The organism is Geobacillus sp. C56-T3, assembly GCF_000092445.1.
Taxonomy (GTDB): Bacteria; Bacillota; Bacilli; order Bacillales; family Anoxybacillaceae; genus Geobacillus; species Geobacillus thermoleovorans.
The window spans coordinates 1,346,979-1,372,108 of the sequence record NC_014206.1; the positions used below are offsets into that span (position 1 = coordinate 1,346,979).

27 protein-coding genes are annotated in these 25,130 nt (G+C 56.4%); 26 read left to right on the forward strand and 1 reads right to left on the reverse strand.

Going from position 1 to position 25,130, the window contains the following annotated elements; translation table 11 throughout:
* Nucleotides 1-2 precede the first annotated feature (2 nt).
* From aroB to ypjB, 19 genes are all read left to right on the forward strand, one after another.
* On the forward strand, nucleotides 3-1,103 hold the full coding sequence (gene aroB, locus GC56T3_RS06875; RefSeq protein WP_013144895.1) for a 3-dehydroquinate synthase: 1,101 nt from the start codon (nucleotides 3-5) through the stop codon (nucleotides 1,101-1,103).
* Complete coding sequence (aroH, locus tag GC56T3_RS06880; protein WP_013144896.1) at nucleotides 1,100-1,480, forward strand: chorismate mutase; 381 nt, start codon at nucleotides 1,100-1,102, stop codon at nucleotides 1,478-1,480. The genes aroB and aroH overlap by 4 nt, the downstream gene beginning before the upstream one ends.
* Nucleotides 1,481-1,715: 235 nt before the next feature.
* Nucleotides 1,716-3,242 (forward strand): anthranilate synthase component I, encoded by a 1,527-nt coding sequence (gene trpE / locus GC56T3_RS06885; RefSeq protein ID WP_013144897.1) that lies wholly within the window; start codon nucleotides 1,716-1,718, stop codon nucleotides 3,240-3,242.
* Complete coding sequence (trpD, locus tag GC56T3_RS06890; protein ID WP_013144898.1) at nucleotides 3,236-4,255, forward strand: anthranilate phosphoribosyltransferase; 1,020 nt, start codon at nucleotides 3,236-3,238, stop codon at nucleotides 4,253-4,255. Before trpE ends, trpD begins: the two co-directional genes overlap by 7 nt.
* Nucleotides 4,248-5,024 (forward strand): indole-3-glycerol phosphate synthase TrpC, encoded by a 777-nt coding sequence (gene trpC / locus GC56T3_RS06895; protein ID WP_041468739.1) that lies wholly within the window; start codon nucleotides 4,248-4,250, stop codon nucleotides 5,022-5,024. The genes trpD and trpC overlap by 8 nt, the downstream gene beginning before the upstream one ends.
* Complete coding sequence (locus GC56T3_RS06900; protein WP_013144900.1) at nucleotides 5,011-5,655, forward strand: phosphoribosylanthranilate isomerase; 645 nt, start codon at nucleotides 5,011-5,013, stop codon at nucleotides 5,653-5,655. Before trpC ends, GC56T3_RS06900 begins: the two co-directional genes overlap by 14 nt.
* A 363-nt stretch (nucleotides 5,656-6,018) precedes the next feature.
* On the forward strand, nucleotides 6,019-7,233 hold the full coding sequence (gene trpB / locus GC56T3_RS06905; protein WP_013144901.1) for a tryptophan synthase subunit beta: 1,215 nt from the start codon (nucleotides 6,019-6,021) through the stop codon (nucleotides 7,231-7,233).
* Nucleotides 7,217-8,023 carry a tryptophan synthase subunit alpha gene (gene trpA / locus GC56T3_RS06910; protein ID WP_041468313.1) on the forward strand — a complete coding sequence of 269 codons (807 nt, stop codon included), beginning with the start codon at nucleotides 7,217-7,219 and terminating at the stop codon, nucleotides 8,021-8,023. Before trpB ends, trpA begins: the two co-directional genes overlap by 17 nt.
* Before the next feature lie 31 nt (nucleotides 8,024-8,054).
* Nucleotides 8,055-9,152, forward strand: coding sequence for a histidinol-phosphate transaminase (gene hisC / locus GC56T3_RS06915; RefSeq protein ID WP_013144903.1), 1,098 nt, complete (start codon nucleotides 8,055-8,057; stop codon nucleotides 9,150-9,152).
* 87 nt (nucleotides 9,153-9,239) lie between these two features.
* Nucleotides 9,240-10,343 carry a prephenate dehydrogenase gene (locus GC56T3_RS06920; protein WP_013144904.1) on the forward strand — a complete coding sequence of 368 codons (1,104 nt, stop codon included), beginning with the start codon at nucleotides 9,240-9,242 and terminating at the stop codon, nucleotides 10,341-10,343.
* A 27-nt stretch (nucleotides 10,344-10,370) separates the two neighbouring features.
* The gene (aroA, locus tag GC56T3_RS06925; RefSeq protein ID WP_013144905.1) at nucleotides 10,371-11,654 is read left to right on the forward strand and encodes a 3-phosphoshikimate 1-carboxyvinyltransferase; all 1,284 of its coding nucleotides are present in this window, start codon (nucleotides 10,371-10,373) and stop codon (nucleotides 11,652-11,654) included.
* A gap of 288 nt (nucleotides 11,655-11,942) precedes the next feature.
* Nucleotides 11,943-13,199, forward strand: a complete 1,257-nt coding sequence (locus GC56T3_RS06930) for a tetratricopeptide repeat protein (RefSeq protein WP_013144906.1) — start codon at nucleotides 11,943-11,945, stop codon at nucleotides 13,197-13,199.
* A gap of 56 nt (nucleotides 13,200-13,255) precedes the next feature.
* Nucleotides 13,256-13,789 (forward strand): ReoY family proteolytic degradation factor, encoded by a 534-nt coding sequence (locus GC56T3_RS06935; RefSeq protein WP_013144907.1) that lies wholly within the window; start codon nucleotides 13,256-13,258, stop codon nucleotides 13,787-13,789.
* An 88-nt stretch (nucleotides 13,790-13,877) separates the two neighbouring features.
* Complete coding sequence (locus GC56T3_RS06940) at nucleotides 13,878-14,333, forward strand: YpiF family protein (RefSeq protein WP_013144908.1); 456 nt, start codon at nucleotides 13,878-13,880, stop codon at nucleotides 14,331-14,333.
* 144 nt (nucleotides 14,334-14,477) lie between these two features.
* A complete protein-coding gene (locus tag GC56T3_RS06945) occupies nucleotides 14,478-14,987 on the forward strand; it encodes a ubiquinol-cytochrome c reductase iron-sulfur subunit (RefSeq protein WP_013144909.1) in 510 nt (169 codons plus the stop codon).
* A gap of 3 nt (nucleotides 14,988-14,990) precedes the next feature.
* Nucleotides 14,991-15,665, forward strand: a complete 675-nt coding sequence (gene qcrB, locus GC56T3_RS06950; protein ID WP_011231676.1) for a menaquinol-cytochrome c reductase cytochrome b subunit — start codon at nucleotides 14,991-14,993, stop codon at nucleotides 15,663-15,665.
* A 49-nt stretch (nucleotides 15,666-15,714) separates the two neighbouring features.
* Nucleotides 15,715-16,479, forward strand: a complete 765-nt coding sequence (locus GC56T3_RS06955) for a menaquinol-cytochrome c reductase cytochrome b/c subunit (RefSeq protein WP_011231675.1) — start codon at nucleotides 15,715-15,717, stop codon at nucleotides 16,477-16,479.
* A gap of 78 nt (nucleotides 16,480-16,557) precedes the next feature.
* Nucleotides 16,558-17,178, forward strand: coding sequence for a DUF1405 domain-containing protein (locus GC56T3_RS06960; protein WP_013144910.1), 621 nt, complete (start codon nucleotides 16,558-16,560; stop codon nucleotides 17,176-17,178).
* Nucleotides 17,179-17,527: 349 nt separating this feature from the next.
* Nucleotides 17,528-18,316, forward strand: coding sequence for a sporulation protein YpjB (gene ypjB / locus GC56T3_RS06965; RefSeq protein ID WP_013144911.1), 789 nt, complete (start codon nucleotides 17,528-17,530; stop codon nucleotides 18,314-18,316).
* 137 nt (nucleotides 18,317-18,453) lie between these two features.
* Here ypjB and GC56T3_RS06970 read toward each other — a convergent pair whose 3' ends face one another.
* Nucleotides 18,454-19,326 (reverse strand): YitT family protein, encoded by an 873-nt coding sequence (locus GC56T3_RS06970; RefSeq protein WP_011231672.1) that lies wholly within the window; start codon nucleotides 19,324-19,326, stop codon nucleotides 18,454-18,456.
* Between the two features lie 160 nt (nucleotides 19,327-19,486).
* Here GC56T3_RS06970 and GC56T3_RS06975 point away from each other — a divergent pair, with 160 nt between their 5' ends.
* Genes GC56T3_RS06975 through GC56T3_RS07005 form a run of 7 tightly spaced genes read left to right on the forward strand, consistent with a single transcriptional unit; the run spans nucleotide 19,487 to nucleotide 25,089 of the window.
* Nucleotides 19,487-19,822 (forward strand): nucleotide pyrophosphohydrolase, encoded by a 336-nt coding sequence (locus tag GC56T3_RS06975; RefSeq protein WP_011231671.1) that lies wholly within the window; start codon nucleotides 19,487-19,489, stop codon nucleotides 19,820-19,822.
* Nucleotides 19,819-20,616 carry a 4-hydroxy-tetrahydrodipicolinate reductase gene (gene dapB, locus GC56T3_RS06980; protein WP_013144913.1) on the forward strand — a complete coding sequence of 266 codons (798 nt, stop codon included), beginning with the start codon at nucleotides 19,819-19,821 and terminating at the stop codon, nucleotides 20,614-20,616. The genes GC56T3_RS06975 and dapB overlap by 4 nt, the downstream gene beginning before the upstream one ends.
* Before the next feature lie 31 nt (nucleotides 20,617-20,647).
* Entirely contained in the window at nucleotides 20,648-21,082 is a 435-nt protein-coding gene (locus GC56T3_RS06985) for a methylglyoxal synthase (RefSeq protein ID WP_013144914.1), read from the forward strand.
* A gap of 5 nt (nucleotides 21,083-21,087) precedes the next feature.
* The gene (gene bshB1, locus GC56T3_RS06990) at nucleotides 21,088-21,798 is read left to right on the forward strand and encodes a bacillithiol biosynthesis deacetylase BshB1 (RefSeq protein ID WP_013144915.1); all 711 of its coding nucleotides are present in this window, start codon (nucleotides 21,088-21,090) and stop codon (nucleotides 21,796-21,798) included.
* Nucleotides 21,795-22,931, forward strand: a complete 1,137-nt coding sequence (gene bshA, locus GC56T3_RS06995; protein ID WP_011231667.1) for an N-acetyl-alpha-D-glucosaminyl L-malate synthase BshA — start codon at nucleotides 21,795-21,797, stop codon at nucleotides 22,929-22,931. The genes bshB1 and bshA overlap by 4 nt, the downstream gene beginning before the upstream one ends.
* Nucleotides 22,928-24,142 (forward strand): CCA tRNA nucleotidyltransferase, encoded by a 1,215-nt coding sequence (locus GC56T3_RS07000; RefSeq protein ID WP_013144916.1) that lies wholly within the window; start codon nucleotides 22,928-22,930, stop codon nucleotides 24,140-24,142. Before bshA ends, GC56T3_RS07000 begins: the two co-directional genes overlap by 4 nt.
* Nucleotides 24,100-25,089, forward strand: coding sequence for a bifunctional biotin--[acetyl-CoA-carboxylase] synthetase/biotin operon repressor (locus GC56T3_RS07005; protein WP_013144917.1), 990 nt, complete (start codon nucleotides 24,100-24,102; stop codon nucleotides 25,087-25,089). The genes GC56T3_RS07000 and GC56T3_RS07005 overlap by 43 nt, the downstream gene beginning before the upstream one ends.
* Nucleotides 25,090-25,130: the final 41 nt, after the last annotated feature.

The following is a 25,130-nucleotide window of genomic DNA, read 5'->3' on the forward strand; positions in this document are numbered from 1 at the left end:
CGATGATCGAACGGACGATTGAAACGGCGACGAAGCGCTATCCGCTTCTTTTGGGCGATGGGGCGGCCCGCGTGCTGCCAAGCTTGCTTCGGTCGCTCTCCTGTCCGCCAGGGACAAAACTTTTCATCGTTACCGACGATACTGTGGCGCCTCTTTATTTGGATGAGGTGCGGGCGTTGCTTGCCGCCGCTGAGTATGACGTGTACGCCTACGTCATTCCAAGCGGGGAGGCGGCCAAGTCATTTGATCATTATTACGCTTGCCAGACAGCGGCATTGCAGTGCGGCCTCGACCGCCGCTCGGTTATCATTGCGCTTGGCGGCGGCGTTGTCGGCGATTTGGCTGGGTTTGTCGCCGCCACCTATATGCGCGGCATCCGTTACATTCAAATGCCGACGACACTCTTGGCCCATGACAGCGCCGTCGGCGGCAAAGTCGCCATCAACCATCCGCTCGGCAAAAATATGATCGGCGCCTTCCATCAGCCGGAAGCAGTTGTGTATGACACCTCCTTTTTGCGCACGCTGCCCGAGCGCGAGCTTCGGTCCGGGTTTGCCGAGGTGATCAAACATGCGCTGATCCGCGACCGCCGCTTTTACGACTGGCTGCGCGCGGAAATCAAGACGCTCGCCGACTTGCGCGGCGAGAAACTCGCCTATTGCATTGAAAAGGGCATTGACATTAAGGCGTCCGTCGTGCGTGAGGATGAAAAAGAAACCGGGGTGCGCGCCCATTTGAATTTCGGCCATACGCTCGGCCATGCGCTGGAAAGCGAGTTAGGCTACGGCGCGCTCACTCACGGGGAGGCGGTTGCGGTTGGCATGCTGTTTGCCGTCTTTGTCAGCGAACGGTTTTACGGCCGGTCGTTCGCTGAGCATCGATTGGCCGACTGGTTCGCCGGATACGGCTTCCCGGTGTCGCTGCCGACAACGGTTCAGACGCGCCGCCTGCTTGAGAAGATGAAAGGCGACAAAAAAGCGTACGCCGGAACAGTGCGGATGGTGCTTCTCTGTGAGATCGGCGATGTGGAAGTGGTGGAACTCGAAGACGACAACCTGCTCACGTGGCTGGACGAGTTTTCCAGACAGGGGGGGAAAGGATGATTCGCGGCATTCGCGGAGCGATTACAGTGGATCGAAATGACGCCGAGGAAATCGTGGCGGCAACTGAAACGTTGCTTCGTGAAATGATCCGCGCAAACGATGTCGCCGCTTCTGATGTGTCGTTTGTGCTCATTTCCGTCACCGACGACATCACCGCCGCGTTTCCGGCGCAGGCGCTGCGCCGTTTGGACGGCTGGACATATGTGCCGGTCATGTGCACGAGGGAAATTCCGGTGCCCGGTTCATTGCCGCGCTGCATTCGCGTCATGATGACGGTGGCGACTGAGAAACAGCAAGAAGAGATCTGCCACGTGTATTTAAAAGGGGCGGTCGTGTTGCGCCCGGATTTGTCGTTGACAAAAAAAACAGAAATGTAATATAGTTAAAATAACCTCTTTGCCCCCTGAGACATCGGGGGCGTTAGAAGTGGAGCGAGAGTGGAGAGCGAGCGTAGGGTAGATGAGAATGAGCGAGTTTAGCTGAGGTTGAGCGTTTTTTCATTCGCCGACATCTGCCCAAAGACGGTCGTCTTTGGGCGTTTTATTTTCCCTCTCTTTTTTCGCCTCATAAACCCTCATTCTCCGCCCGCTGATCATGAAGGGAGGAGAAGTGATGTCTGCTGATGGGCTGGCCGCTTTTTTGACGGAAGCGAACGAATTTCGAACCATCCCGATTGTGCGTAAATTTGTAGCCGATGTCATTGAGCCGCTCGGCGTGTTTGCCAATTTGCGCGAGGAAGCCGTGTTTTTGCTTGAAAGCAAGGATGACGAATCGCCGTGGGCGTGCTATTCGTTCATCGGTGTGGCGCCGTTTTTGACGCTGGAGAGCGAAACCGGCGAAACGTTTTCGGTGAAGGACGAAAACGGGAACGAACAAATCACCGCACCGACGCTGAAAGAAGCGTTTCAATGGGTCGAGCGGACGCTTGCCGTCAAGCCGCTTGCCGAGACGGTGCCGTTTACAGGCGGTGCAGTTGGGTTTTTAGGCTACGATTTCATTTCCGCCATCGAAAAAGTGCCGCGCCACAAAAACCGCGATGTGCCTATGAAGACGGCCTATTTCGTGTTTTGTGAATCGCTGTTTGCGTTTGACCAAAAAAAGCGTGAGTTGCTCGTCATTCACTATATTCGGTTGAGCGGCAACGAAACGGAGGAAGAGAAAATCGAAGCGTACCGCGCGGCCGAACGGCGCATGGCCGATCTCGCGGCGAAAGCGGCCCGCCCTCAAGCCGAGCAACCGCTCTTGCCGGCGGAAAGCGAATCGGGGCGGACCGCCTCGTTTGCCAAAGCGGTGTCCAACTATGACAAAAAACAGTTTTTGCGCGATGTGGAGGCCGTGAAACGGTACATCGCGGCCGGCGATGTGTTTCAAGCGGTTCTGTCGCAGCGCTTCTGCGTGCCGGTTCAAGCCGGAGGCTTTGCCATTTATCGGCTGCTCCGATACATCAACCCGTCGCCGTACATGTTTTATTTCCAGCTTGACGGTGTGGAAATTGTCGGCAGTTCGCCGGAAAAACTGATTCAAGTGCACCGTCGGCGCGTTGAAATCGATCCGATTGCCGGCACACGGCGGCGCGGCCGATCGCCGGAGGAAGACGAGAGGCTGGCTGATGAGCTGTACCACGACCCGAAAGAACGGGCTGAGCATTATATGCTTGTCGATTTGGCGCGCAACGACATCGGCCGGGTCGCCAAGTACGGAACGGTCGAGGTGCCGGTGTTGCTTCAGATCGGCAAATTTTCACACGTGATGCACTTAATTTCCAAAGTCGTCGGTGAACTGGACGACAACGTCCACCCGATCGATGCACTCCTTGCCGCCTTTCCGGCTGGAACGGTGAGCGGGGCGCCGAAAGTGCGGGCGATGCAAATTTTGCAGGAACTCGAGCCGACAGCAAGGGGGCTGTATGCCGGAGCGATTGCCTATATCGGGTTTGATGGCAACATCGATTCGTGCATCGCCATCCGGACAGCGGTCGTGAAAGACGGCTATGCCTATGTGCAAGCCGGCGCCGGCATTGTCGCCGACTCCGTTCCGGAACTGGAGTGGAAAGAGACGCGCAATAAGGCGAGCGCCTTGATGAATGCGATTGAACAAGCGGAACGACTATTTGCTAAAGGGGAGAGGGCCGTATGTTGAAGCAGCTGCTTGTAAAATGTGCGGAAGGGAAAGCGTTGACGGAAGACGAAGCGTATGCGGCGATGAATATCATCATGTCCGGCGAGGCGACGGACAGTCAAATCGCAAGTCTGTTGTCCATGCTCCGCCTGCGCGGAGAGACAGTCGATGAGCTCGTCGGATTTGTGCGGGCGATGCGCGACCGGATGACTGCCATTGAGGCTAGTGATGATGTCATCGATACGTGCGGCACGGGCGGCGATGGGGCGGCGACATTCAACGTTTCCACCGCCGCGGCGATCGTCATTTCATCGCTTGGCGTCAAAGTCGCCAAGCACGGCAACCGCGCTGTTTCGTCAAAAAGCGGCAGCGCTGATGTGCTCGAGCGGCTCGGCATCGACATTCAAACGTCGCCGTCGGCCGCCAAACAGGCGTTGGAAACGAAAGGGCTGGCGTTTTTGTTCGCCCCGCTCTATCACGCGGCGATGAAACACGCCGCCGGGCCGCGGAAGGAAATCGGTTTCCGCACCGTTTTCAACCTGATCGGCCCGCTCGCCAATCCGGCGCGCTGCAAGCGGCAAGTCGTCGGCGTCTATTCGACCTGCTACGCTGAGAAATTGGCGGAGGCGATGCGCCGCCTCGGCTCGGAACATGTGTTGTTTGTCACCGGGCGCGATGGGCTTGATGAATGCAGCATCGCTGCAGAAACGGATGTCGTGGAGTTGAAAGACGGTGCGATCCGCCGCTTTGTCATCGCACCAGAAGACGCCGGCTTGCCGCGCGGCGAGCTTGCCGATGTGCAAGTGCGCGATCCGGAAGAGAGCGCCGCGCTTCTTGAGGCGGTGATGGCGGGAACAGCGCCGGAGAGCGCCATCAATATCGTTGCGCTGAACGCCGGCGCCGCCCTGTATGCCGCCGGCAAAGCCGAAACGATTGCCGAAGGAGTGGCGATGGCGAAAGAGGCCATTTTGTCCAAAACCGCATACGAACAACTGCAACGCCTGCGGGCGAAGGAAGTGGTTCATGATGCTTGAGCAAATTTTAGCAGCCAAACGGGAAGAAGTGGAAACGTTGACGCTGCCGGCGCCATTGCCAGAGCGAAAGCGCCGGCCATTTGCGGCGGCGCTCCGTCGGCCGCGGCGGATGCTTGGCTTGATCGCTGAGGTGAAAAAAGCGTCGCCGTCAAAAGGCATCATTCGCCCGAATTTTGACCCGGTGGCCATCGCGAAAGCATATGAGCGCGCCGGTGCCGACGCGATCAGCGTGCTGACGGATGAACGGTATTTCCAAGGGCATCGCCGCTATTTGCGAGCGGTGAAAGAAGCGGTTAACGTTCCCGTGCTGCGCAAAGATTTCATCATCGATCGGCGGCAAGTCGAGGAAAGCGTCCGACTCGGGGCGGATGCGATTTTATTGATCGGCGAGGCTCTCCCGCCGGAAACACTCGAGGAGCTCTATCATGAAGCGTACAGCTTGGGGCTCGAATGTCTGGTCGAGGTGCATGCAAAAGAGACGCTCGAGCGGATTTTCGATCGGTTTACGCCGGAGATCGTCGGCATCAACAACCGCGACTTGCATACCTTTGTGACAACACTTGAGGCGACCAAAACGCTCGCTCCGCTCATCCCGCCATCGTGCGTCATCGTCAGCGAAAGCGGGATCGGTTCCTTCAATGATGTGAAGACGGTCAAATCGTACGGAGCGCAGGCCATGCTCGTCGGCGAGTCGCTCATGCGCCAAGATGATGTGGAGCGAGCGGTCTACCGGCTGTTTGGGGAGGAAGGTGGGGATGATTCGAATTAAATATTGCGGCAACCGTTCGGCTGAAGACGTGCAGGCCGCTATCGCGAGCGAGGCTGATTACCTCGGCTTTATTTTCGCCGAAAGCAGGCGGAACGTCTCTCCGAGTGAAGTGCAGCAATGGCTCGCGCCCCATGAGCTTGGCGCAAAGCAGCTTGTCGGCGTCTTTGTCAACGCCCCCGTTAGGCGGATCGCCGCTGTCGCCGCCGAGCTGCCGCTTCATGTCATCCAATGCCACGGCCGTGAAACGCCGGCGGAGCTGGCGGCGGTGAAAGAGGCGGTGCCGCTTTCCGTCTGGAAGGCGATCCACCATGGCGACGGTGCGCTTGCGGCGATGAGGCAGTACGCTGGCATTGCCGATGGCTACGTCGTTGACAGCCGCGCCGCCGGCGCCTGGGGGGGGACGGGCGTCGCTTTTGATTGGGAGGCGGTGCCGCACTATTTGGAAGAGGCGGCCCGCCAAGGCGTGCCGTGCTTCATCGCCGGCGGCATCACTCCGGACAATATCGAGCGGCTGCTTGTCTACCGCCCGGATGGCATCGATATCAGCAGCGGCATTGAAACGGACGGACGCAAAGATCCAACGAAGATGAAACAAATCGAAGAAAAAATAAAGAATCACGGGTGTCGATGATCCGTTTTATGCACGAAAAAACACAGAATGATATGGCTGAACACAAGCTTTTCTGCCTTTTCCCTCGAACAAGAACGCCGGCGGGCGAATGACATTTGCCCGCAAAGCGTTCATTGTTCGAGGGGGCATGCGGCAGCATGCCCGGTCGGCAAGCGAGCCGCTTGCCGACTACGGCAGAAAAGCTCGGACTAGAGCCTTCTCGACAGACTTTTTATTGGTTCATCAACACACCTGATAAAAAAATAACAAAACGAAGGGCCAAAAGACGGCGCTGACGCTCGGACGATGAACAAACGCAGGCTCTCTGAAGAAATGCGGCTCTTCGTCTTTCAACTTTTATGAAGGAGAAGGTGGGGTTAGATGATGGAACGCGTTCCGAATGAATACGGCCGGTTTGGCGATTTCGGCGGCAAGTTTGTCCCTGAGACGCTCATGCTTCCGCTTGAGGAAATCGAAGCGGAGCTTGACAAAGCGCTTGCCGATGAATCGTTCAAACAAGAATACATCCGCATTTTGCAGCATTACTCCGGTCGCCCGACCCCGCTCACGTTCGCGCCGAATTTGACACGGCAAGTCGGCGGCGCGAAAATTTATTTAAAGCGCGAAGATTTAAACCATACGGGCGCCCATAAAATCAACAACGCGATCGGCCAGGCGCTTTTGGCAAAACGGATGGGCAAGAAAAAGCTGATCGCTGAAACCGGAGCCGGCCAGCACGGCGTCGCCGCGGCGACGGTGGCCGCCCATTTCGGCATGGATTGCATCGTTTTTATGGGCGAAGAAGACATCAAGCGGCAGGAGCTGAACGTGTTTCGCATGAAACTGTTGGGCGCCGAAGTCGTGCCGGTGTCAAGCGGCAACCGAACGTTGAAAGATGCGACGAACGAAGCGATTCGCTATTGGGTCGCCCACTGCGACGACCATTTTTACATGATCGGCTCGGTCGTCGGTCCGCATCCGTACCCGAAAATGGTGCGCGAGTTTCAGCGCGTGATTGGCGATGAAGCGAAAGAACAGTTTCTCGCCCGTGAAGGGAAGCTGCCGGATGTCATCGTTGCCTGCGTCGGCGGCGGCAGCAACGCCATCGGCATGTTTTACCCGTTTTTGCAAGATGCCGTCCGCCTCGTCGGCGTCGAGGCGGCCGGCAAAGGGATCGACACTCCGCACCATGCGGCGACCATCACAAAAGGGACGAAAGGGGTCATACACGGGGCGATGACCTACCTGTTGCAAGACGAGTACGGACAAATTCTCGAACCGTATTCGATCTCAGCCGGCCTTGATTACCCCGGCGTCGGCCCGGAACATGCGTATTTGGCGAGCATTGGCCGCGTCCGCTACGAAAGCGCGACCGATGACGAGGCCGTCGCTGCGTTTCAATTGTTGGCGCAAACGGAAGGCATCATTCCGGCCATCGAGTCGGCCCATGCGGTGGCGAAAGCCGTCGAGCTCGCCCGCGAGATGCCGCCGGATGAAACGTTGCTCATTTGCCTGTCCGGCCGCGGAGATAAAGATGTGCAAACGATGATGCGCCATCTTGGTGCGAGGGAAGGTGAAGACATTGCCACTGTCCGTTAATCCGCCGCTATTTATCCCGTTTATCGTTGCCGGTGATCCGGCTCCCGATGTGACGATCGATCTCGCCTCGGCGCTTGAGGAGGCCGGCGCTGACATATTAGAGCTTGGCGTGCCGTACTCCGACCCGCTCGCTGACGGACCGACGATTCAACGCGCCGCCGCAAGGGCGCTTGACGGGGGCATGACGCTGCCGAAAGCCATTCAGCTTATTGGCGAGATGCGAAAAAAAGGGGTAAACATTCCGATTATTCTCTTTACGTATTACAATCCTGTGTTACAATTAGGAGAAGAATCCTTTTTTGCTTTAGCGCGGGAAAATGGCGCCGACGGCGTGCTCATTCCCGATTTGCCGTTTGAGGAAAGCGGTCCGCTCCGCGAACTTGGCGAACGGTTTGGTCTCCCGCTCATTTCGCTTGTTGCGCCGACGTCGAAGCAGCGGATCGAGCGGATCGCTTCGGCGGCGCAAGGGTTTTTGTATTGCGTCTCCTCGCTAGGTGTTACAGGCGTGCGTGAGACGCTGCCGGAGACGCTCGGCGATTTCCTCCGCGAAGTGAAGCGGCATAGCCGCGTCCCGGTCGCCGTCGGCTTTGGCATTTCGGCGCCGGAGCAAGTCGCGATGTTGAAAGAGGTGTGCGACGGCGTTGTCGTCGGCAGCGCGCTCGTGCAAAAAGTCGAGCAGCTGGCTCCGAGGTTGCAGGCGCCGGACGAAAGGGAAGCGGCCGTCGCCGAGTTTTCTGCCTACGCCCGTTCGCTTGCCGCGCCGCTTCGAGAAGCCTATTCTTCGCGCTAAAAGTTCCGAATTGAAGGAGTTGGCGACAATCATGCAAGTAAAGGAATCGCTCCGGGGTCTTTCTCCGTACCAGCCGGGAAAATCGATCGAAGAAGTCAAGCGGGAATATGGCTTGCCTGAGATTATCAAACTTGCTTCTAACGAGAATCCGTACGGTTCGTCGCCAGCGGCAAAAGCGGCCATCGCCGCTGAGCTTGACCGCCTCGCCGTCTATCCGGACGGCTACGCCCGCACGTTGCGCGAAAAGGTGGCGAAGCATCTTGGCGTCAAGGAAACACAGCTTCTGTTTGGCAACGGTTCGGATGAGGTGGTGCAAATTCTTTGCCGCGCCTTTTTAGAGCCGGGAACAAATACAGTGATGGCGGCGCCGACATTCCCGCAATACCGGCACAATGCCATCATCGAGCGGGCCGAGGTGCGCGAAGTGCCGCTTGTTGATGGGCGTCATGATTTGGAGGCGATGCTTGCGGCGATCGATGAAAACACGCGCATCGTCTGGATTTGCAATCCGAACAACCCGACGGGCACGTATGTGAATGACACCGAGCTGCGCGCCTTTTTGGATCGCGTGCCGCCGCACGTGCTCATCGTCGTGGACGAAGCGTACTACGAATATGCGACGGCGCCCGACTACCCGCAAACGGTGCCGCTTTTAAACGAGTACGAGCAGCTTGTCGTCATGCGCACGTTCTCGAAAGCATACGGGCTCGCTGCGCTCCGCGTCGGCTACGGCGTGGCGAGTGAGACGCTCATCCGCGCCGTCGAGCCGGCGCGCGAGCCGTTTAACACGTCGACCATCGCCCAAGCGGCCGCGGCGGCCGCACTTGACGATCAAGCGTTCATCCGCGCCTGCGTCGAACGAAATCGCGCTGAGCTTGAGCGGTATTATCGCTTTTGCGAGGAGAACGGCCTGAAGTATTACCCATCGCAGACAAACTTTTTGTTCATTGATTTCGGGTTGGATGGCGACGAAGTGTTCCGCTATTTGCTGGAGCGCGGCGTCATTGTCCGCTCTGGCCAAGCGCTTGGGCTGCCGACCGGCGTGCGTGTGACTGTTGGCACGAAAGAGCAAAACGACCGGGTGTTGGAACTCGTTTCGCAACTGCTTCGGGAAAAACAGCTCGCCTGACCGTTCAGCGGCGGGATGGATAGAAAAGATCGGCCCGTTGCTTTTCGAAAGCAGCGGGCGCACGTTTACATAAAGTAGGTGGGACGATTGGAAGGAAAAGTGTTCATTGTCGGCCTCGGCTTGATCGGCGGATCGATTGCATTGGCGATTAAAAAAGCGCATCCGGAGGCGATGATCATCGGCTACGACGTCAATGAGCGGCAGCTCGGCTTGGCGCGCTCGCTCAAGGTGATCGACGAAGCCGCCCGTTCGCCCGAAGACGGATACGGACAGGCGGATTTGATCGTTCTGGCCGTTCCGGTCATGCAGACGGAGGCGCTGCTTTCGTCGATGCCGCTCGAGCGGTTGAAGCGCGGCGTTATCGTTACCGATGTCGGCAGCACGAAGCAGCGCATCGTTCAAGGCGCCCGCCGCCTGTTGGATCATGGCGTAGCGTTCATCGGCGGCCATCCGATGGCCGGGTCGCATAAAAGCGGTGTGGCGGCCGCAAGGGCTCATCTGTTTGAAAACGCCTTTTACATTTTGACGCCGACGGACGATGTGCCGCCGCAGCAAGTCGAGGCGTTGAAACAGTGGCTTGCGGGAACGAAAGCGCAGTTTGTCATCTTAACGCCCAAAGAGCACGACCGCATCACTGGCGTAATCAGCCATTTTCCGCATTTGATTGCGGCGAGCCTCGTTCATCAGGCGCGCGAATACGAGTGCGAAAACGCCCTCGTCAGCCGGCTGGCGGCCGGCGGCTTCCGCGACATCACCCGCATCGCGTCGAGCAATCCGGAAATGTGGCGCGATATTTTTATCCATAACAAGCATGAACTGCTTGCGCTCTTTGACCGCTGGATCGCCGAAATGGAGCGGCTGCGTTCGTTTGTCGAAGAAGAAAACAGCATCGCGATTTACCATTACTTTTTGGAGGCGAAACAGTTTCGCGACGGGCTGCCGTCGAGAACGAAAGGAGCGATTCCGTCGTTTTACGATTTGTATGTCGACGTGCCGGATTATCCGGGCGTCATCTCCGAAGTAACCGGCTATTTGGCCGAGGAAAACATCAGCATCACGAACATCCGCATCATTGAGACGCGCGAAGAAATTTACGGCGTGCTCCGCCTCAGCTTCCAAAGCGAAGACGATCGGGCGCGGGCGAAAGCGTGCCTCGCCAAACATACGAACTATGCCACCTATGAAGGGTAGCAAGGAAAAACAATGGAGGGATTTTGCATGCAGTTGCCAACCAACGTGTCGTCGCTCCGAGGAATGATCGAAGTCCCCGGCGACAAATCGATTTCCCATCGCGCCGTCATGCTCGGGGCGCTTGCTTCTGGACGGACGGTGATTGACCATTTTTTGCCTGGGGCGGACTGTTTAAGCACGATCGACTGTTTCCGGAAACTCGGCGTTGACATTCGCCAGGACGGGACGACAGTCGTTGTCGAAGGAGCCGGCCCCGGCGGGCTGCGCGAGCCGGCCGCGGTGCTTGATGTCGGCAACTCGGGAACGACGGCGCGCCTATTGCTCGGCATTTTGGCCGGCCAGCCGTTTCACGCCTGCCTTGTCGGCGATGAATCGATCGCCAAGCGACCGATGGGGCGGGTGACGAAGCCGCTTCGCGAAATGGGAGCGCGTATTGACGGGCGTGAGGGCGGCAATTATACGCCGCTTTCCATCCGCGGCGGTGCGCTTCGCCCGCTTCGCTACACTTCGCCGGTGGCGAGCGCGCAAGTGAAATCAGCCGTTTTGCTTGCGGGCTTGTTCACCGACGGCGTAACGTCGGTCACCGAGCCGCACCGCTCGCGCGACCATACCGAGCGGATGGTTCGGTTGTTTGGCGGTGAAGTGAATGTGGATGGCTTGACCGTCTCGGTGGCCGGTCCGCAACGCTTGCGCGGGACGCACATTTACGTTCCCGGCGATATTTCGTCAGCCGCCTTTTTCCTTGTCGCCGGCGCCATTGTGCCAAACAGCGAAATTACGCTGAAAAACGTCGGCTTAAATCCAACGCGGACCGGCATCATCGATGTGCTTACACAAATGGGGGCGGATATTGCGATTGACAACGTCCGCAACGAGGAAACCGAGCCGGTCGGTGATATTACGGTCCGCACGTCGACGCTTCGGGCGGTCGAAATCGGCGGGGATCTGATTCCAAGATTGATCGACGAAATTCCGATCATTGCCTTGCTCGCGACGCAGGCGGAAGGAACGACCGTCATCAAAGACGCGAGCGAACTGAAGGTGAAAGAGACGAATCGGATCCATACGGTCGTCACCGAGTTGAAAAAACTCGGCGCTGACATCGAAGCAACCGACGACGGCATGATGATCCGCGGCAAAACGCCGCTTTATGCCGACGGGATTGTTGTCGACAGCCATGGCGACCACCGCATCGGCATGATGCTCGCCGTTGCTGCCTGCATCGCCAAAGGGACGGTCCGCCTCGAGCGTTCGGAAGCGGTCGCCGTTTCCTATCCGGCGTTTTTTGCCGATCTCCGTTCGCTGCTGTAAAAGGCCTCCCGCCCCAAGCGGGCGGGCGGTCATATTTTGCGTTGTTCGTTCATATATTGTCAGTGAGAGGAATTGGCTTTGCATTTTTTGAAAGCGGATACATTCCCGGTTTCCGGCCGAAAAACGGCGCACCTTCCAGACAGCGAGCGGTTTGGTTGCGGAAACGGCCATGATCGATTATCATCATTCATGTTCCCGTTGTAACGGTACATAACGATTTGAATGGCAAAGGCGGATGGGCTCCTGTGGGCGCCCGGCCGCCTGCCGCAAGAGAGGGCTGACGAAACCATGACACGCGTCGAACAAATCATTCGCTTAGTGGAAAACGGAAACGTCGACCAAGCGTTGGCGCTCGTGCCGAAAGTGAAAAAATATGGAAGTGATGAAGAAAAATACGCGCTTGCCGACTGCTTGTACGGATGGGGAATGCCGGAAGAGGCGAAGGAGCTGCTTGAGGAGCTCGCTGCCCGCTATCCGGATGACGGCGACATTCGCCTGTTTTTGGCGGAAGTGTATACGGAGCTTGAAGCCGAAGAGGAAGCGCTCGCCATTTTGTCGGAGATCGACGAAGACGATCCGCAGTTTGTCCGCGCGTGCCTTCTTGCCGCCGATTTGTACGAAATGCAAGGGTTGGCGGAAGTGAGCGAGCGGAAGCTGCGTCAAGCGTACGAGAAAGCTCCAGATGAGCCGATCGTGCAGTTTGCGTTGGCTGAGTTGTATTTTTCGCACGGTGAATACTCAAAAAGCGTGCCGCTTTATGAACAGGTGCGGAAGACGAATAAGGAGATGGCCGGCGTCTTGATCACCGAGCGGATCGCTGAGGCGCTCAGCCGTTCCGGGGAATTCGAGGCGGCGCTTCCGTATTATGAGGAGGCGCTCAATGAAAAAATGGACAGCCGGACGCTGTTCGCCTACGGATTCACCGCGTTGCAGGCCGGCTATACACAAACGGCCATCGATAAGCTCAGCGCTTTAAAAGAGCTCGATCCGGACTACACTCCGCTTTACCTTTATTTGGCGAAAGCGTATGAACAAGAAGGACGGCTCGTGCAAAGCTATGAGACGGCGCTTGAGGGCGTCGGCGTCGACGAATGGAACAAAGAGCTCCGCCTTTACGCAGGCAAGCTGGCGCTCAAGCTGAACAAGCCGGAGGAGGCAGAGGAACATTTGAAAAAAGCGCTTGAGATCGATGGCGGGTACATCGAGGCGCTCACGGTTTTATCGGCGCTTTGGCTAAATGAACAGCGCTATGAGGATGTCGTAGCGCTTCTTGAGCAGGCGATGGCCGATGGCGAGTACGATCCGCAGTTTGAATGGGACCTTGGGCGCGCCAAACATCGGCTTGAGATGTACGACGATGCATTAAATCATTACGGCGAGGCATATAATTTCTTTAAGCACAATGTCGAGTTCCTCGAAGAGTACGGATATTTTCTCATCGAGGAAGGAAATCGGGCGGCGGCGAAAGAAATATTTCAACAGATCGTCCGTCTCGACCCAACCCATACGGAGGCGGCGGAGATGCTGCTTGAGCTCGAAGAGTAGGGGAGAAGCGGTGGCCCAACCTCTTTCTTGGAAACCGATCGAGGGGGAAGCGCAGAATGACGCACGTATCCGTCAATGAGAAAAAAGAGTTTATCCGTTGGTTTTTAAGCCACTATCAGTTGAAGCGGCGCGAGTGTGTCTGGATTTTAAACTATTTGATGAGCCATGACCAGCTCATGCAAAAGGTGCATTTTGTCGAGAATGCCCAATATTGCCCGCGCGGCATCATTATGTCGACTCACTGCGTCGACGATGTGCCGTTCCGTTTTTACAAAGGCAATGTGATGACAACCGATGCAGAGAAATCGTTCCATGACATCCGTTTAAACCGCGACGAAGATATTTACATTCAACTGAATTTCCGCGCTTCTTTTCACTCGCCGCAATATGTCGCTGTGCTTGAGGAAAACCCGTATGCGCCGAAGCAGGCGCAAGTGAGCGAAAACGACCAGCGCCTCGCCGAGCAGTTTTTGGAACGCTCCATTTACGAATTCCGGCGCGGGCGGCTCATGAAGCTGATCGATGAGGCGCTTGACCGCCATGATGAAGAGGCGTTCCGCCGCCTGACCGATGAATTAAACAAATTGTAAAAACCTTGCCGCCGGCAAGGTTTTTCTTTTGCCGAAAAATATGGTATGGTGATGAAGGGAAGAAACTTTAAGGAAAAGGAGAGTACGAATGAAGTGGACAGGCGAGGACGTCGCCCTCTATGAACGAGAGCGCGACTACATCGACACGGCTCTCCTTCCGCTTTTGCCGGTGGCTTTCGGCCAAGGAGCGAAGCGGCTCGCTTCCGGCGGGGAGCTTGTCGGGCTCATCGCGGCCGAGGTCGAGCGACAGCTGAAGGGCCGGTTGTTTTTGATGCCGTCGTTTGTGTATTTTGCCGATGAGCCGCGGGCGCTGCTTACCGAAAGGCTGGCGGATTGGACCAACCGGCTTAGGCGGGAAGGAATGAAGCATCTGTTTTATGTGACGTGCGACCGTGCGTGGCAAGAGGGCGAAGAAGCTGACCGCGTTTGGTTCGTTCCGGTTGTTCCGCTCGAGAGCATGGGTGAATCGTACAAGCACGAGCTTGTCAGAGAGCAGGCCGCCGAGCTGCTCCGCTTTCTCATCGGTCGATGGGCGCAAGAGTAGATGCGGCAAAGTCCGACGTTTTGCCGCCTGCGATATTGACCTTGTCCAGCAATTGAGCTATCATTAGAATGTCCTAGTTTTCCATATGTGTTATACATACAATCGTCCGGTGCGGACTTGATTTTGCATAGAGGGGGGAAGACGATGAGCGACAACAAACATCGTGTAACGAGACGTCAGTTTTTAAACTACACGCTGACCGGCGTCGGCGGTTTTATGGCGGCAGGGATGCTGATGCCGATGCTCCGTTTTGCTTTCGATCCGATCTTGAAGGATGAAGCAGGGACGGAGATGGTCGCGGTAGCAGACGTCAAAGAGATTACGACCGAACCGAAGCGCTTCGACTTTAAAGTGAAGGTGAAAGACGCTTGGTATGAGTCGGAAGAGCCGAAGTCAGCTTGGGTGTACAAGGATGAAAAAGGGGAGATCATCGCCCTTTCGCCGATCTGCAAACACCTTGGCTGTACGGTCGACTGGAACACGGACAAAGAGCATCCGAACCAGTTTTTCTGCCCATGCCACTATGGGCGCTATGAGAAGGACGGCACGAACGTTCCGGGGACGCCGCCGCAAGCTCCGCTTGACCGTTACGAGTACAAAGTGAAAGACGGCAAGCTGTATTTAGGCAAGGCGAAACCAAGAAAGGAGGCGTAATGCGTGTTAAACAAGCTGTATGACTGGGTCGATGAACGCTTAGATATTACGCCTTTATGGCGGGATATCGCCGATCACGAAGTTCCGGAGCACGTCAACCCCGCCCATCACTTTTCCGCCTTTGTCTATTGTTTCGGCGGGCTGACGTTTTTTGTCACGGTCATTCAAATTTTGTCAGGCATGTTTTTGACGATGTACTACGTCCCGGATATTAAAAACGCGTGGGAATCGGTGTATTACTTGCAAAACGAAGTGGCGTTCGGCCAAATTGTGCGCGGCATGCACCACTGGGGGGCGAGCCTTGTCATCGTCATGATGTTTTTACATACGCTGCGCGTCTTTTTCCAAGGGGCTTATAAAAAGCCGCGCGAAATGAACTGGATCGTCGGCGTATTGATCTTTATGGTGATGATGGGTCTTGGCTTCACCGGCTACTTGTTGCCGTGGGATATGAAAGCGCTGTTTGCGACGAAAGTTGGTTTGCAAATCGCGGAAGCGACGCCGCTCATTGGCCCGGCCATTAAGACGCTGTTAGCTGGGGACCCAGAAATTGTCGGCGCGCAAACGTTGACGCGCTTCTTTGCCATTCACGTCTTCTTCTTGCCGGCCGCTTTACTCGGCTTAATGGCAGCGCACTTTTTAATGATTCGCAGACAAGGCATTTCCGGTCCGCTATGATCGGTCGGCCCGCGTTTAGAGGCGATAGAAAAAAGGAGGGAACCACGCAATGCATCGCGGAAAAGGAATGAAATTCGTCGGCGATTCCCGTGTTCCCGCGGTGAGAAAACCGAATATTCCAAAGGACTATTCGGAATATCCCGGGAAAACGGAAGTGTTTTGGCCGAACTTCCTGCTTAAGGAATGGTTGGTCGGATCGGTCTTTCTCGTCGGTTTCTTATGCTTGACGGTCGCCCATCCGTCGCCGCTTGAGCGGATCGCCGACCCGACGGACACGACGTACGTGCCGCTGCCTGACTGGTATTTCTTGTTCTTATACCAATTGCTCAAATATTCGTATGCGTCTGGTCCGTATACGGTCGTCGGCGCGATCATCATCCCGGGGTTGGCGTTCGGCGCGCTCTTGTTGGCGCCGTTTTTGGACCGCGGCCCAGAGCGCCGTCCTTGGAAGCGTCCGGTCGCGACCGGGATGATGCTGTTGGCGCTTGCGGCGATGATTTATTTGACATGGGAAGCGGTCGTCACACACGACTGGAAAAAAGCGGCTGAACAAGGGAAAATTCGGGCGGAAGTGAAAATTGACACGAACGCGGAAGGCTATAAAATCGCCCAAGCGAACACATGTACATCGTGCCACGGACAAAACTTGTCCGGCGGCGCTGGTCCGTCGCTCATCGGCACCGGCTTGAAACCGGAAGAAATCGCGAAAATCGCGAGAGAAGGGAAAGGCAACATGCCGCCCGGCGTCTTTAAGGGCACGGATGAAGAGTTGAAAAAACTGTCCGAATTCATCGCCGGACTGAAAGCGGAATAATCGTTTCGACACGAAAAAGCTGACTCGCGTTAGTCAGCTTTTTTCGTGCCAACATGAAACCGAGGCGAGGTGCAGATGATGGCATGGCTTTATGCGCTGTTGGCTTCCCGGCCGGTTGTTTGGCTGCTCTTGTTCGTCAACGCGGCCGGCACCATCTATGGATATTATTGGTATCGTTATCAACTTGCCGATACGCCGCCCGTCTTTTTGCCGTTTGTTCCCGACAGTCCGACGGCAAGCCTTTTTTTTCTTGTCGTCCTTGTGGCATGGCTTTTCGGCAGGTCGGCGCCGCTTTTTGAAGCGTTGGCTTTGGTGACGCTTGTTAAGTATGGAATTTGGGCGGTCGTTATGAATGTGCTCGTTTGGCGCGTCACCGGCACGCTCGATTGGGCCGGCTGGATGCTCATCGTTTCGCACGGGGCGATGGCGATCGAAGGAATGCTGTACGCCCGGTTTTATCGATTCCGCTTCCTTCACCTTATGCTGGCGGCCGTGTGGACGCTGCATAACGATGTCATCGACTACGTTTTTGGCATGATGCCGCGCTATAGTGTGCTGGCTGACTACGCCAACGAAATCGGCTATTTTACGTTTTGGTTGAGCATCGCATCGATTGCCGCTGCGTATCAGCTTGGCGTCCGCCTCCGGCGCCAGCCGCTTCTGCCGGGCGGCATGTCTTTCCGGCAGGCATCAGAGTAGAGCGTTGAACACAAGGAGGAACGTTGGGCGGCAGCTTTCTATATAGATGCAACGAAGAAGTTTAACATATCCTTGACGGAAAAGCGGTTTGTCCATTTTCGACTGTCGAAGGCAAGCCACAGGCTTGCCTCCGTCACGCCAAGGCGTGACGGAAGACCGAACAACCGCCTGCCCCCCTAGACCCATATATGGGTCTGGAAGCGGCGTTGTTCGGTCCCCCGACAGTCGATCCAATACTCGGTAAAAGCTGCAAATGGCAAAGCTTCGAATTGCATCTATATAGCAGTTGCCTGGTCTACTCTTGTCCACTCCTTCATACATTGTACTAGTGGATGAGGGAGGGACGATGATGAAGCGAATCGGGCTAGCCATGTTGTTGTCGCTCGCCTTTTTATGGCCAGCGCCCATTGGCGCGGCTGGACAAACAAACGGTTGGGAGCAGTTGGACGATATTTCCGACGAGGCGCTGCAATTGGCGAAAAACGGTCGTTTTGCCGAAGCAAAAGAAGTGCTCCGCTATTTTTCCGAGCGGTTTTTCGCCCTTGGGGCAAAAGAACGGTTGAAATCGGCCGATGAATTGCGGGCGGTGACCGTGACGCACGAGCAGGCAGTCAAGGCGATGACGGCGCCGATCTCCGCGGAAGACAAAGTGGCGGCGATCACTCAGTTTCGCCTTGTTGTTGACGCCATCCATTCGACATACCAGCCGCTTTGGACGAGGATGGAGCCGGCTGTCATGGAGGCGTTTGCCGCGGTCGAAAAGGCGGCACAACAAGGCGAGCAGAAAGCGTATGCCGCTGCCCTCCGCCAGTTGCTTGACCGCTATACATTGATCGAGCCGAGTGTGAAAATCGACGTGCCGCCGGATATCGCGACAAAGGTCGATGACGATCTTGAGGCGTTGCAGGCCGCCGCGTTTTGGCAACGCGGCGAAGACGAGCAGCGCGAGCAACTCGCCGATGCGCGTCAAGATCTTGAAGCGCTGTTTGCCGGGGTGAAAAAGGACGAAGCTGATCCGTCGCTGATTTGGGTGATGATTTCCACTGGCGGAGTGATCGTGTTGACGCTGACGTACGTTGGCTGGCGGAAGTACAAAGGAGAAAAGGAAGAGAAGCGGGCGCGGCAGCCGGAAGACTAAGCACCGGCGCTTTTTGCGAGGGGGAAACATTTCCCCCTCTTTTTTGTTTTCCCGTCGCTTTGTGCAAGCACCGCCCCGGCACTTTCAAACGGCGCTTGCCGGGCTTGTCCCGGTTGGGCTTTCGCGCCAGCGGCTTTTCATGGTTCCAGCGGCCGCTTTTGTTCATCGAGCGTAAACCCTTCGCCGAGCACATCATGCACATCGGTGACGGCGACGAACGCATGCGGATCAACGGATATAATGACACTTTTTAAGCGCGGCAGTTCGTTTTTGGCGACGACGCAATACAAGACGTCGCGGTCGCGCTTCGTATATGAGCCGCGCCCTTTCAGCACGGTGACGCCGCGCTCCATCTCTGTCAAGATCCGGTTGGCGATCTCTTCGCTTTTTTCTGAGATGATGGTCGCCCCTTTTGCCGCATAGCCGCCTTCCTGCAGAAAATCAATGACCCGGGCGGCGATAAAGACGGCGACCAACGTATACATCGCCTCGCGGTATGACAGGTAAAGAAGAAGCGACAACGTGATGACGGTGGCGTCAAAGGCAAACATCGTTTTGCCCATGCTGATGCCTTTATATTTATGGACGAGGCGGGCGATAATATCGACGCCTCCGGTTGTGCCGCCGTAGCGGAAAATAATGCCGAGGCCGACGCCGATAAAGACGCCGGCAAACAAGGCGGCGAGCGTCATGTCATGTCGAAGCGGCATATGAATCATGTAGCGTTGAAAGATGGACAAAAAGACGGAAACGGCGACCGTGCCGATGACGGTATAGAGAAACGTCTGGCGGCCGAGCAGCTTCCAGCCGATGAAAAAGAGCGGAATGTTGAGCGCCAAGTTGGTGATCGCTGGATCCAGTCCGAACAAAAAATAAAGAAGAAGCGTAATGCCGGTAAACCCGCCTTCCGCCAAATTGTTTTGCATGTTGAAATGAACGAGCCCGAAGGCGAAAATGGCGGCGCCAAGCAAAATAAACAGGCAGTTTTTGATCTTTAGTCCAAAAATCATACCGTCCCTCCGTCCGCAAAAATAGTCGGCGCCCTTAATTATAGAGGAACTTGTCCATATAGGCAATGACGAGCGAAAACGGACGGAATTGACAGCGGGCGAAAACATTTGTCAAATGCGCCGCTTTTCGCTAACATGAAAACAGACGAGGTGACAAGCCATGCAGGAGAAAACGATGAAACAAATGCAACAGGAAGTGGATGACTATATCAGTCAATTCAAAGAAGGCTATTTCAGCCCGCTCGCCATGCTGGCGCGGCTGACGGAAGAGCTCGGCGAGCTGGCGCGCGAGGTGAACCATTACTACGGGGAAAAACCGAAAAAGGCGACCGAACAAGAAAAAACGGTGGAAGAAGAGCTGGGCGATTTGCTGTTTGTGCTCATTTGCTTCGCCAATTCGCTCGGCATTGATTTGCAGGCGGCGCACGACCGGGTGATGGACAAGTTTCGCACCCGCGACCGCGACCGCTGGACGCGGAAGGAGGAAGGATCATGACGATTCGCATTGTCATCGCGGGGCCGCGCGGCCGCATGGGCCGAGAAGCGGTTGCGCTCGTGCAGCAAACCGATCACTTTGAACTGGCTGCGGTCATCGACCGCCGTTACGATGGACAAAATTTAGCGGAGATCGACGGATTTTCCGGCGTCAACGCCCCGATTTACACCGATGCGGCCCGCTGTTTTGCCGAGGTGAAGCCGGATGTATTGATCGATTTGACAACGCCGGAAGCCGGAAAGCGGCACACCGAGCTGGCGCTGCGTTACGGCGTTCGTCCGGTCGTCGGCACGACTGGATTTACGCCGGAAGATATCGAGCGGCTCATCAAGCTGGCGGAAGAGAAAGAAATCGGCGCCATCATTGCGCCGAACTTTGCCGTCGGAGCGGTGTTGATGATGAAATTCGCCCGCATGGCGGCCAAATATTTCACTGATGTGGAAATCATTGAATTGCACCATGATCAAAAGCTTGACGCACCGTCCGGAACGGCGTTGAAGACGGCGCAGCTCATTGCCGAAGTGCGACCGTCGAAAAAGCAAGGCCACCCGAACGAAAAGGAAACGCTTGCTGGCGCGCGCGGCGCGGAATATGACGGCATCCCGATCCACAGCGTCCGTCTGCCGGGCTTTGTCGCTCATCAAGAAGTGATTTTCGGCGGCAACGGCCAGACGTTGACGATCCGCCACGATTCGTTCGACCGCCGCTCGTTTATGTCCGGGGTGAAGCTGGCAGTGGAAACGGTGATGCATTTACATACGCTTGTCTATGGGCTGGAGCATATTTTGGAATAGTGTGCAAACTGCGCAAACGGGGGAGAATGGAATGAAAATCGCGTTAATTGCCCATGACCAAAAAAAGGCAGAGATGGTCGCATTTGCGACCGCCTATGCGCCTGTGCTTGCAAACCATGAATTGTACGCCACCGGCACGACCGGCTTGCGCATCCAGGAGGCGACCGGTCTTCCCGTTCATCGCTTCCAATCGGGGCCGTACGGAGGCGACCAAGAAATCGGGGCGATGATCGCCCGCAATGAAATGGATCTGGTCATTTTTTTCCGCGATCCGCTCACCGCCCAGCCGCATGAGCCGGACATCAGCGCATTGATGCGGCTTTGCGACGTCTATGCCGTGCCGTTGGCGACGAACATCGGCACGGCCGAGTTGCTCATCCGCGCGTTGGAGCGCGGCGATTTGGCATGGCGCAGCATTGTGCGCGGCCGAACAAAAGGCGGGGAGGAATCGAAAACAGAAAGGTGACAGCGATGATGGAAACGTGTGACTTGTTGGCGTTCGGCGCCCATCCGGATGATGTCGAAATCGGCATGGGAGGGACGATCGCCAAATACGTACGCCGTGGGTACCGTATTGTCATTTGCGACTTGACGCAAGCCGAGCTGTCGTCCAACGGCACGGTCGACGAGCGGCGGAGAGAGGCGGCCGAGGCGGCCCGCCGGCTCGGTGTATCCGAGCGGTTCAATCTTGGGTTGCCTGACCGCGGCCTTTACGTCGAGGAAGAGGCGATCCGCCAGATCGCAGCGGTCATCCGCCGCTATCGGCCGCGCCTTGTATTCGCCCCCTATTGGGAAGATCGACATCCGGATCACGGGCGATGCGCCCGCCTTGTCGAGGAAGCGGTCTTTTCCGCCGGCATCCGCCGCTATGGCGCCGGAGAGCTTGGCGATGCGCACCGCGTTCGGGCGGTGTATTATTATATGATCAATGCCTTTTGCCGCCCGCATTTTCTCATCGATATTAGCGAAACGATCGATGACAAGCTGGATAGCCTGCGCGCGTACGAAAGCCAGTTTCAAAAACGGCCTGGCTCGGTTGACACCCCGCTGACCAACGGCTACATCGAGATGATTGAAAGCCGCGAGCGCTGGTTCGGTCAACAAATCGGCGCGGCGTATGCGGAAGGGTTTTTGACGAAAACGCCGATTCATCTTTCCAATTTGTTTGAGGAGGAGCGATGAAGCTGAAAATCGGGATTGTTTGCTATCCGACGGTCGGGGGCTCCGGAGTGGTCGCCACTGAGCTTGGCAAGCTGCTGGCGGAGCGGGGGCATGAGATTCACTTTATCTCATCGAGTATGCCGTTTCGTTTGAATAAAGTGTACGGCAACATTTATTATCATGAAGTCAGTGTCAACCAATATTCCGTCTTTCAATACCCGCCGTACGATTTGGCATTGGCAAGCAAAATTGCTGAGGTGGCAAAGCGGGAACGGCTCGATGTGCTTCATGCCCATTACGCCGTTCCTCATGCCGTCTGTGCGGTGTTGGCGCGGCAAATGGTCGGCGAGCTGCCGATCATCACGACGCTGCACGGCACGGATATCACCGTGTTAGGCTATGATCCGTCGCTTTCCGATATGATCAAATTTGGCATCGAGCAGTCGGATATCGTTACGGCGGTGTCTGACGCCCTTGCCCGGCAGACGTATGAACTGCTCGATGTGCAAGCGACGATCCATACCGTCTACAATTTTGTCGATGAACGCGTCTACCGTCGTCGGGAAGCGGGCCATTTACGGCGCGAGTACGGCATTCGCGACGATGAACGAGTTGTGATCCATGTCTCAAATTTCCGGAAAGTGAAGCGTGTGCCTGATGTAGTGCGAGCGTTTGCCATCGTGCGCCGGCACGTGCCAGCCAAGCTCTTGCTTGTCGGCGACGGTCCGGAAATGACCGTCGTCTGCCGGCTTGTGAAAGAGCTTGGGCTGCAAGATGATGTCCGCTTTTTAGGAAAACAGGATAAACTCGAAGAGCTGTATTCGATCAGTGATGTGATGATGCTTTTGTCGGAAAAAGAAAGCTTCGGGCTCGTATTGCTTGAAGCGATGGCGTGCGGCGTTCCGTGCATCGGCACGGCCATCGGCGGGATTCCGGAAGTGATTGAGGATGGGAAAACCGGGTTTTTATGCCCGCTTGGCGATGTCAAAGAGGCAGCAAGACAGGCGATGGCGCTGTTGACAGACTGCCGGTTGCACGCTGAGATGGCAAGACAGGCGGTGCAAACGGTTGAGCGCAAGTTCCGCTCGGCCGACATCGTCGGCCAGTATGAACAGCTGTACGCTTCGCTTGCGGCAAGGAAGGTGAAACGATGAAACCGCCGTTTGAACAGGCGCTCGGCATTATCCGACAATTGAAGCGGCATGGCTATGAGGCGTATTTTGTCGGCGGCGCGGTGCGCGACTTGTTGATCGGGCGTCCAATTGGCGACGTCGATATTGCGACAAGTGCCTTGCCGGAAGAAGTGATGCGCTTGTTTCCGAAAACGATCGACGTCGGTTCGAAACACGGCACGGTCGTCGTCGTGCATGAAGGAACGGCGTACGAAGTGACGACATTCCGCACGGACGGCGATTATGAAGACCATCGCCGTCCGGAGTCGGTGACGTTCGTTCGTTCGCTTGAGGAAGACTTAAAGCGGCGCGATTTCACGATGAACGCCATCGCCATGGATGAACGCGGAACGATCATTGATCCGTTTGGCGGACAAGAGGCGATCGAGCGGCGGCTCATTTGCACGGTCGGGGCGGCGGACGAACGGTTTCGCGAAGATGCGCTCCGCATGATGCGGGCTGTTCGCTTCGTCAGCCAGCTCGGATTTGCGCTCGCTGAGGATACGAAGAGCGCGATTGTCCAAAACGCACCGCTTATGGCCCACATTTCTGTCGAACGGATGACCATGGAAATGGAAAAACTGCTCGCCGGTCCGTTCGTTGCCGAGGCGCTGCCGCTGTTGGCCGATACCGGGCTGTTCGCTTATTTGCCTGGGCTGGCCGCAAAAGAGCAGCTGCTGCGCTCGGCCGCCGCCTTTCGCTGGCCGTGGCTTACAAAGCGCGAAGAGCGCTGGGCGCTTCTTTGCCGCGCGCTTGATGTCAAAGACATCCGTCCGTTTTTGCGCGCCTGGAAGCTTCCCAACAAAGTAATCGATGAAGCTGGCGCCATTTTGGCGGCGCTCGATGATGTCCCTAGGCCGGAGGCGTGGACGAACGAACAGTTGTTTTCAGCCGGCCTCGAGCGGGCGCTATCGGTTGAAGCGGTGCGCGCCGCGCTTTGCGGCGCGCCGTCTGAACCGCATCATGAGGAGCTCCGCCGCCGCTTTGCGGCGCTGCCGATCAAAACGAAAGGGGAGCTTGCCGTCAACGGGAAAGACGTCATTCGCTGGGCTGGAAAACCGGCCGGTCCGTGGGTGAAAGAGACGCTGGATGCCATCTGGCGGGCGGTCGTCAGCAGCGAAGTCGAAAATGAGAAGGAGCGGATTTACACATGGCTCATGGAGCGCAATCGGACACACGAAAAAAACTGTTAGAGTTGTTTGCCGAAGCGAACGGCGAGTTTTTGTCCGGGCAAAAAATCAGCGAACAGCTCGGCTGTTCGCGGGCGGCGGTATGGAAGCATATCGAGGAGCTGCGCAAAGAAGGATTTGAACTCGAAGCAGTGCGCCGCCTTGGCTACCGGATTATCAGCACGCCGGATAAAGTGACGGCCAACGAAATCCAGCTCGGCTTAAAAACGGAAAAACTTGGCCACACGATCCACTTTTTTGACGAAGTCGATTCGACGCAGCGCATTGCGGCAAGGCTCGCGTATGAAGGGGCGCCGGAAGGAACGCTTGTCGTTGCGGAAGAGCAAAAGGCCGGGCGCGGGCGTTTGGATCGGAAATGGTTTTCCCCAAAAGGGACGGGCATTTGGATGAGCCTCATTTTGCGGCCGGCCATCCCGCCGCAGCGGGCGCCGCAGCTGACGCTGCTTGCCGCGGTGGCCGTCAGCCAGGCGATTCAGGAAGTGACCGGGCTTGTCCCAGACATTAAATGGCCGAATGACATTTTGCTTGACGGCAGAAAGTGCGTCGGCATTTTAACAGAGCTGCAAGCCGACCCTGACCGCGTCCATTCGGTCATCATCGGCATCGGCATCAACGTCAACCAAACGATCGAGCAGTTTCCGGAGGATATCCGGGCCATCGCGACATCGCTGGCCATTGAAAAGGGCGGGCCCGTAAAGCGCGCCCCGCTCATTCAGGAAATTTTGTTCCGGCTTGAGCGGCTGTATGAGCAATATTTGGCGCATGGCTTCCGTCCGATTAAGCTTCTTTGGGAAGGGTACGCCGTTTCGATCGGCAAGCCGGTGACAGCGAGAACGCTGAACGGCGTGATTCACGGCATCGCCCGCGGCATCACCGACGACGGGCTGCTCATTCTTGAAGATGAGCAAAAGAACATCCATTACATCCATTCTGCCGATATTCAGTTCTAATTTGCCACTAGAAAAATTGTAACAATTTTGTTAAAATACAA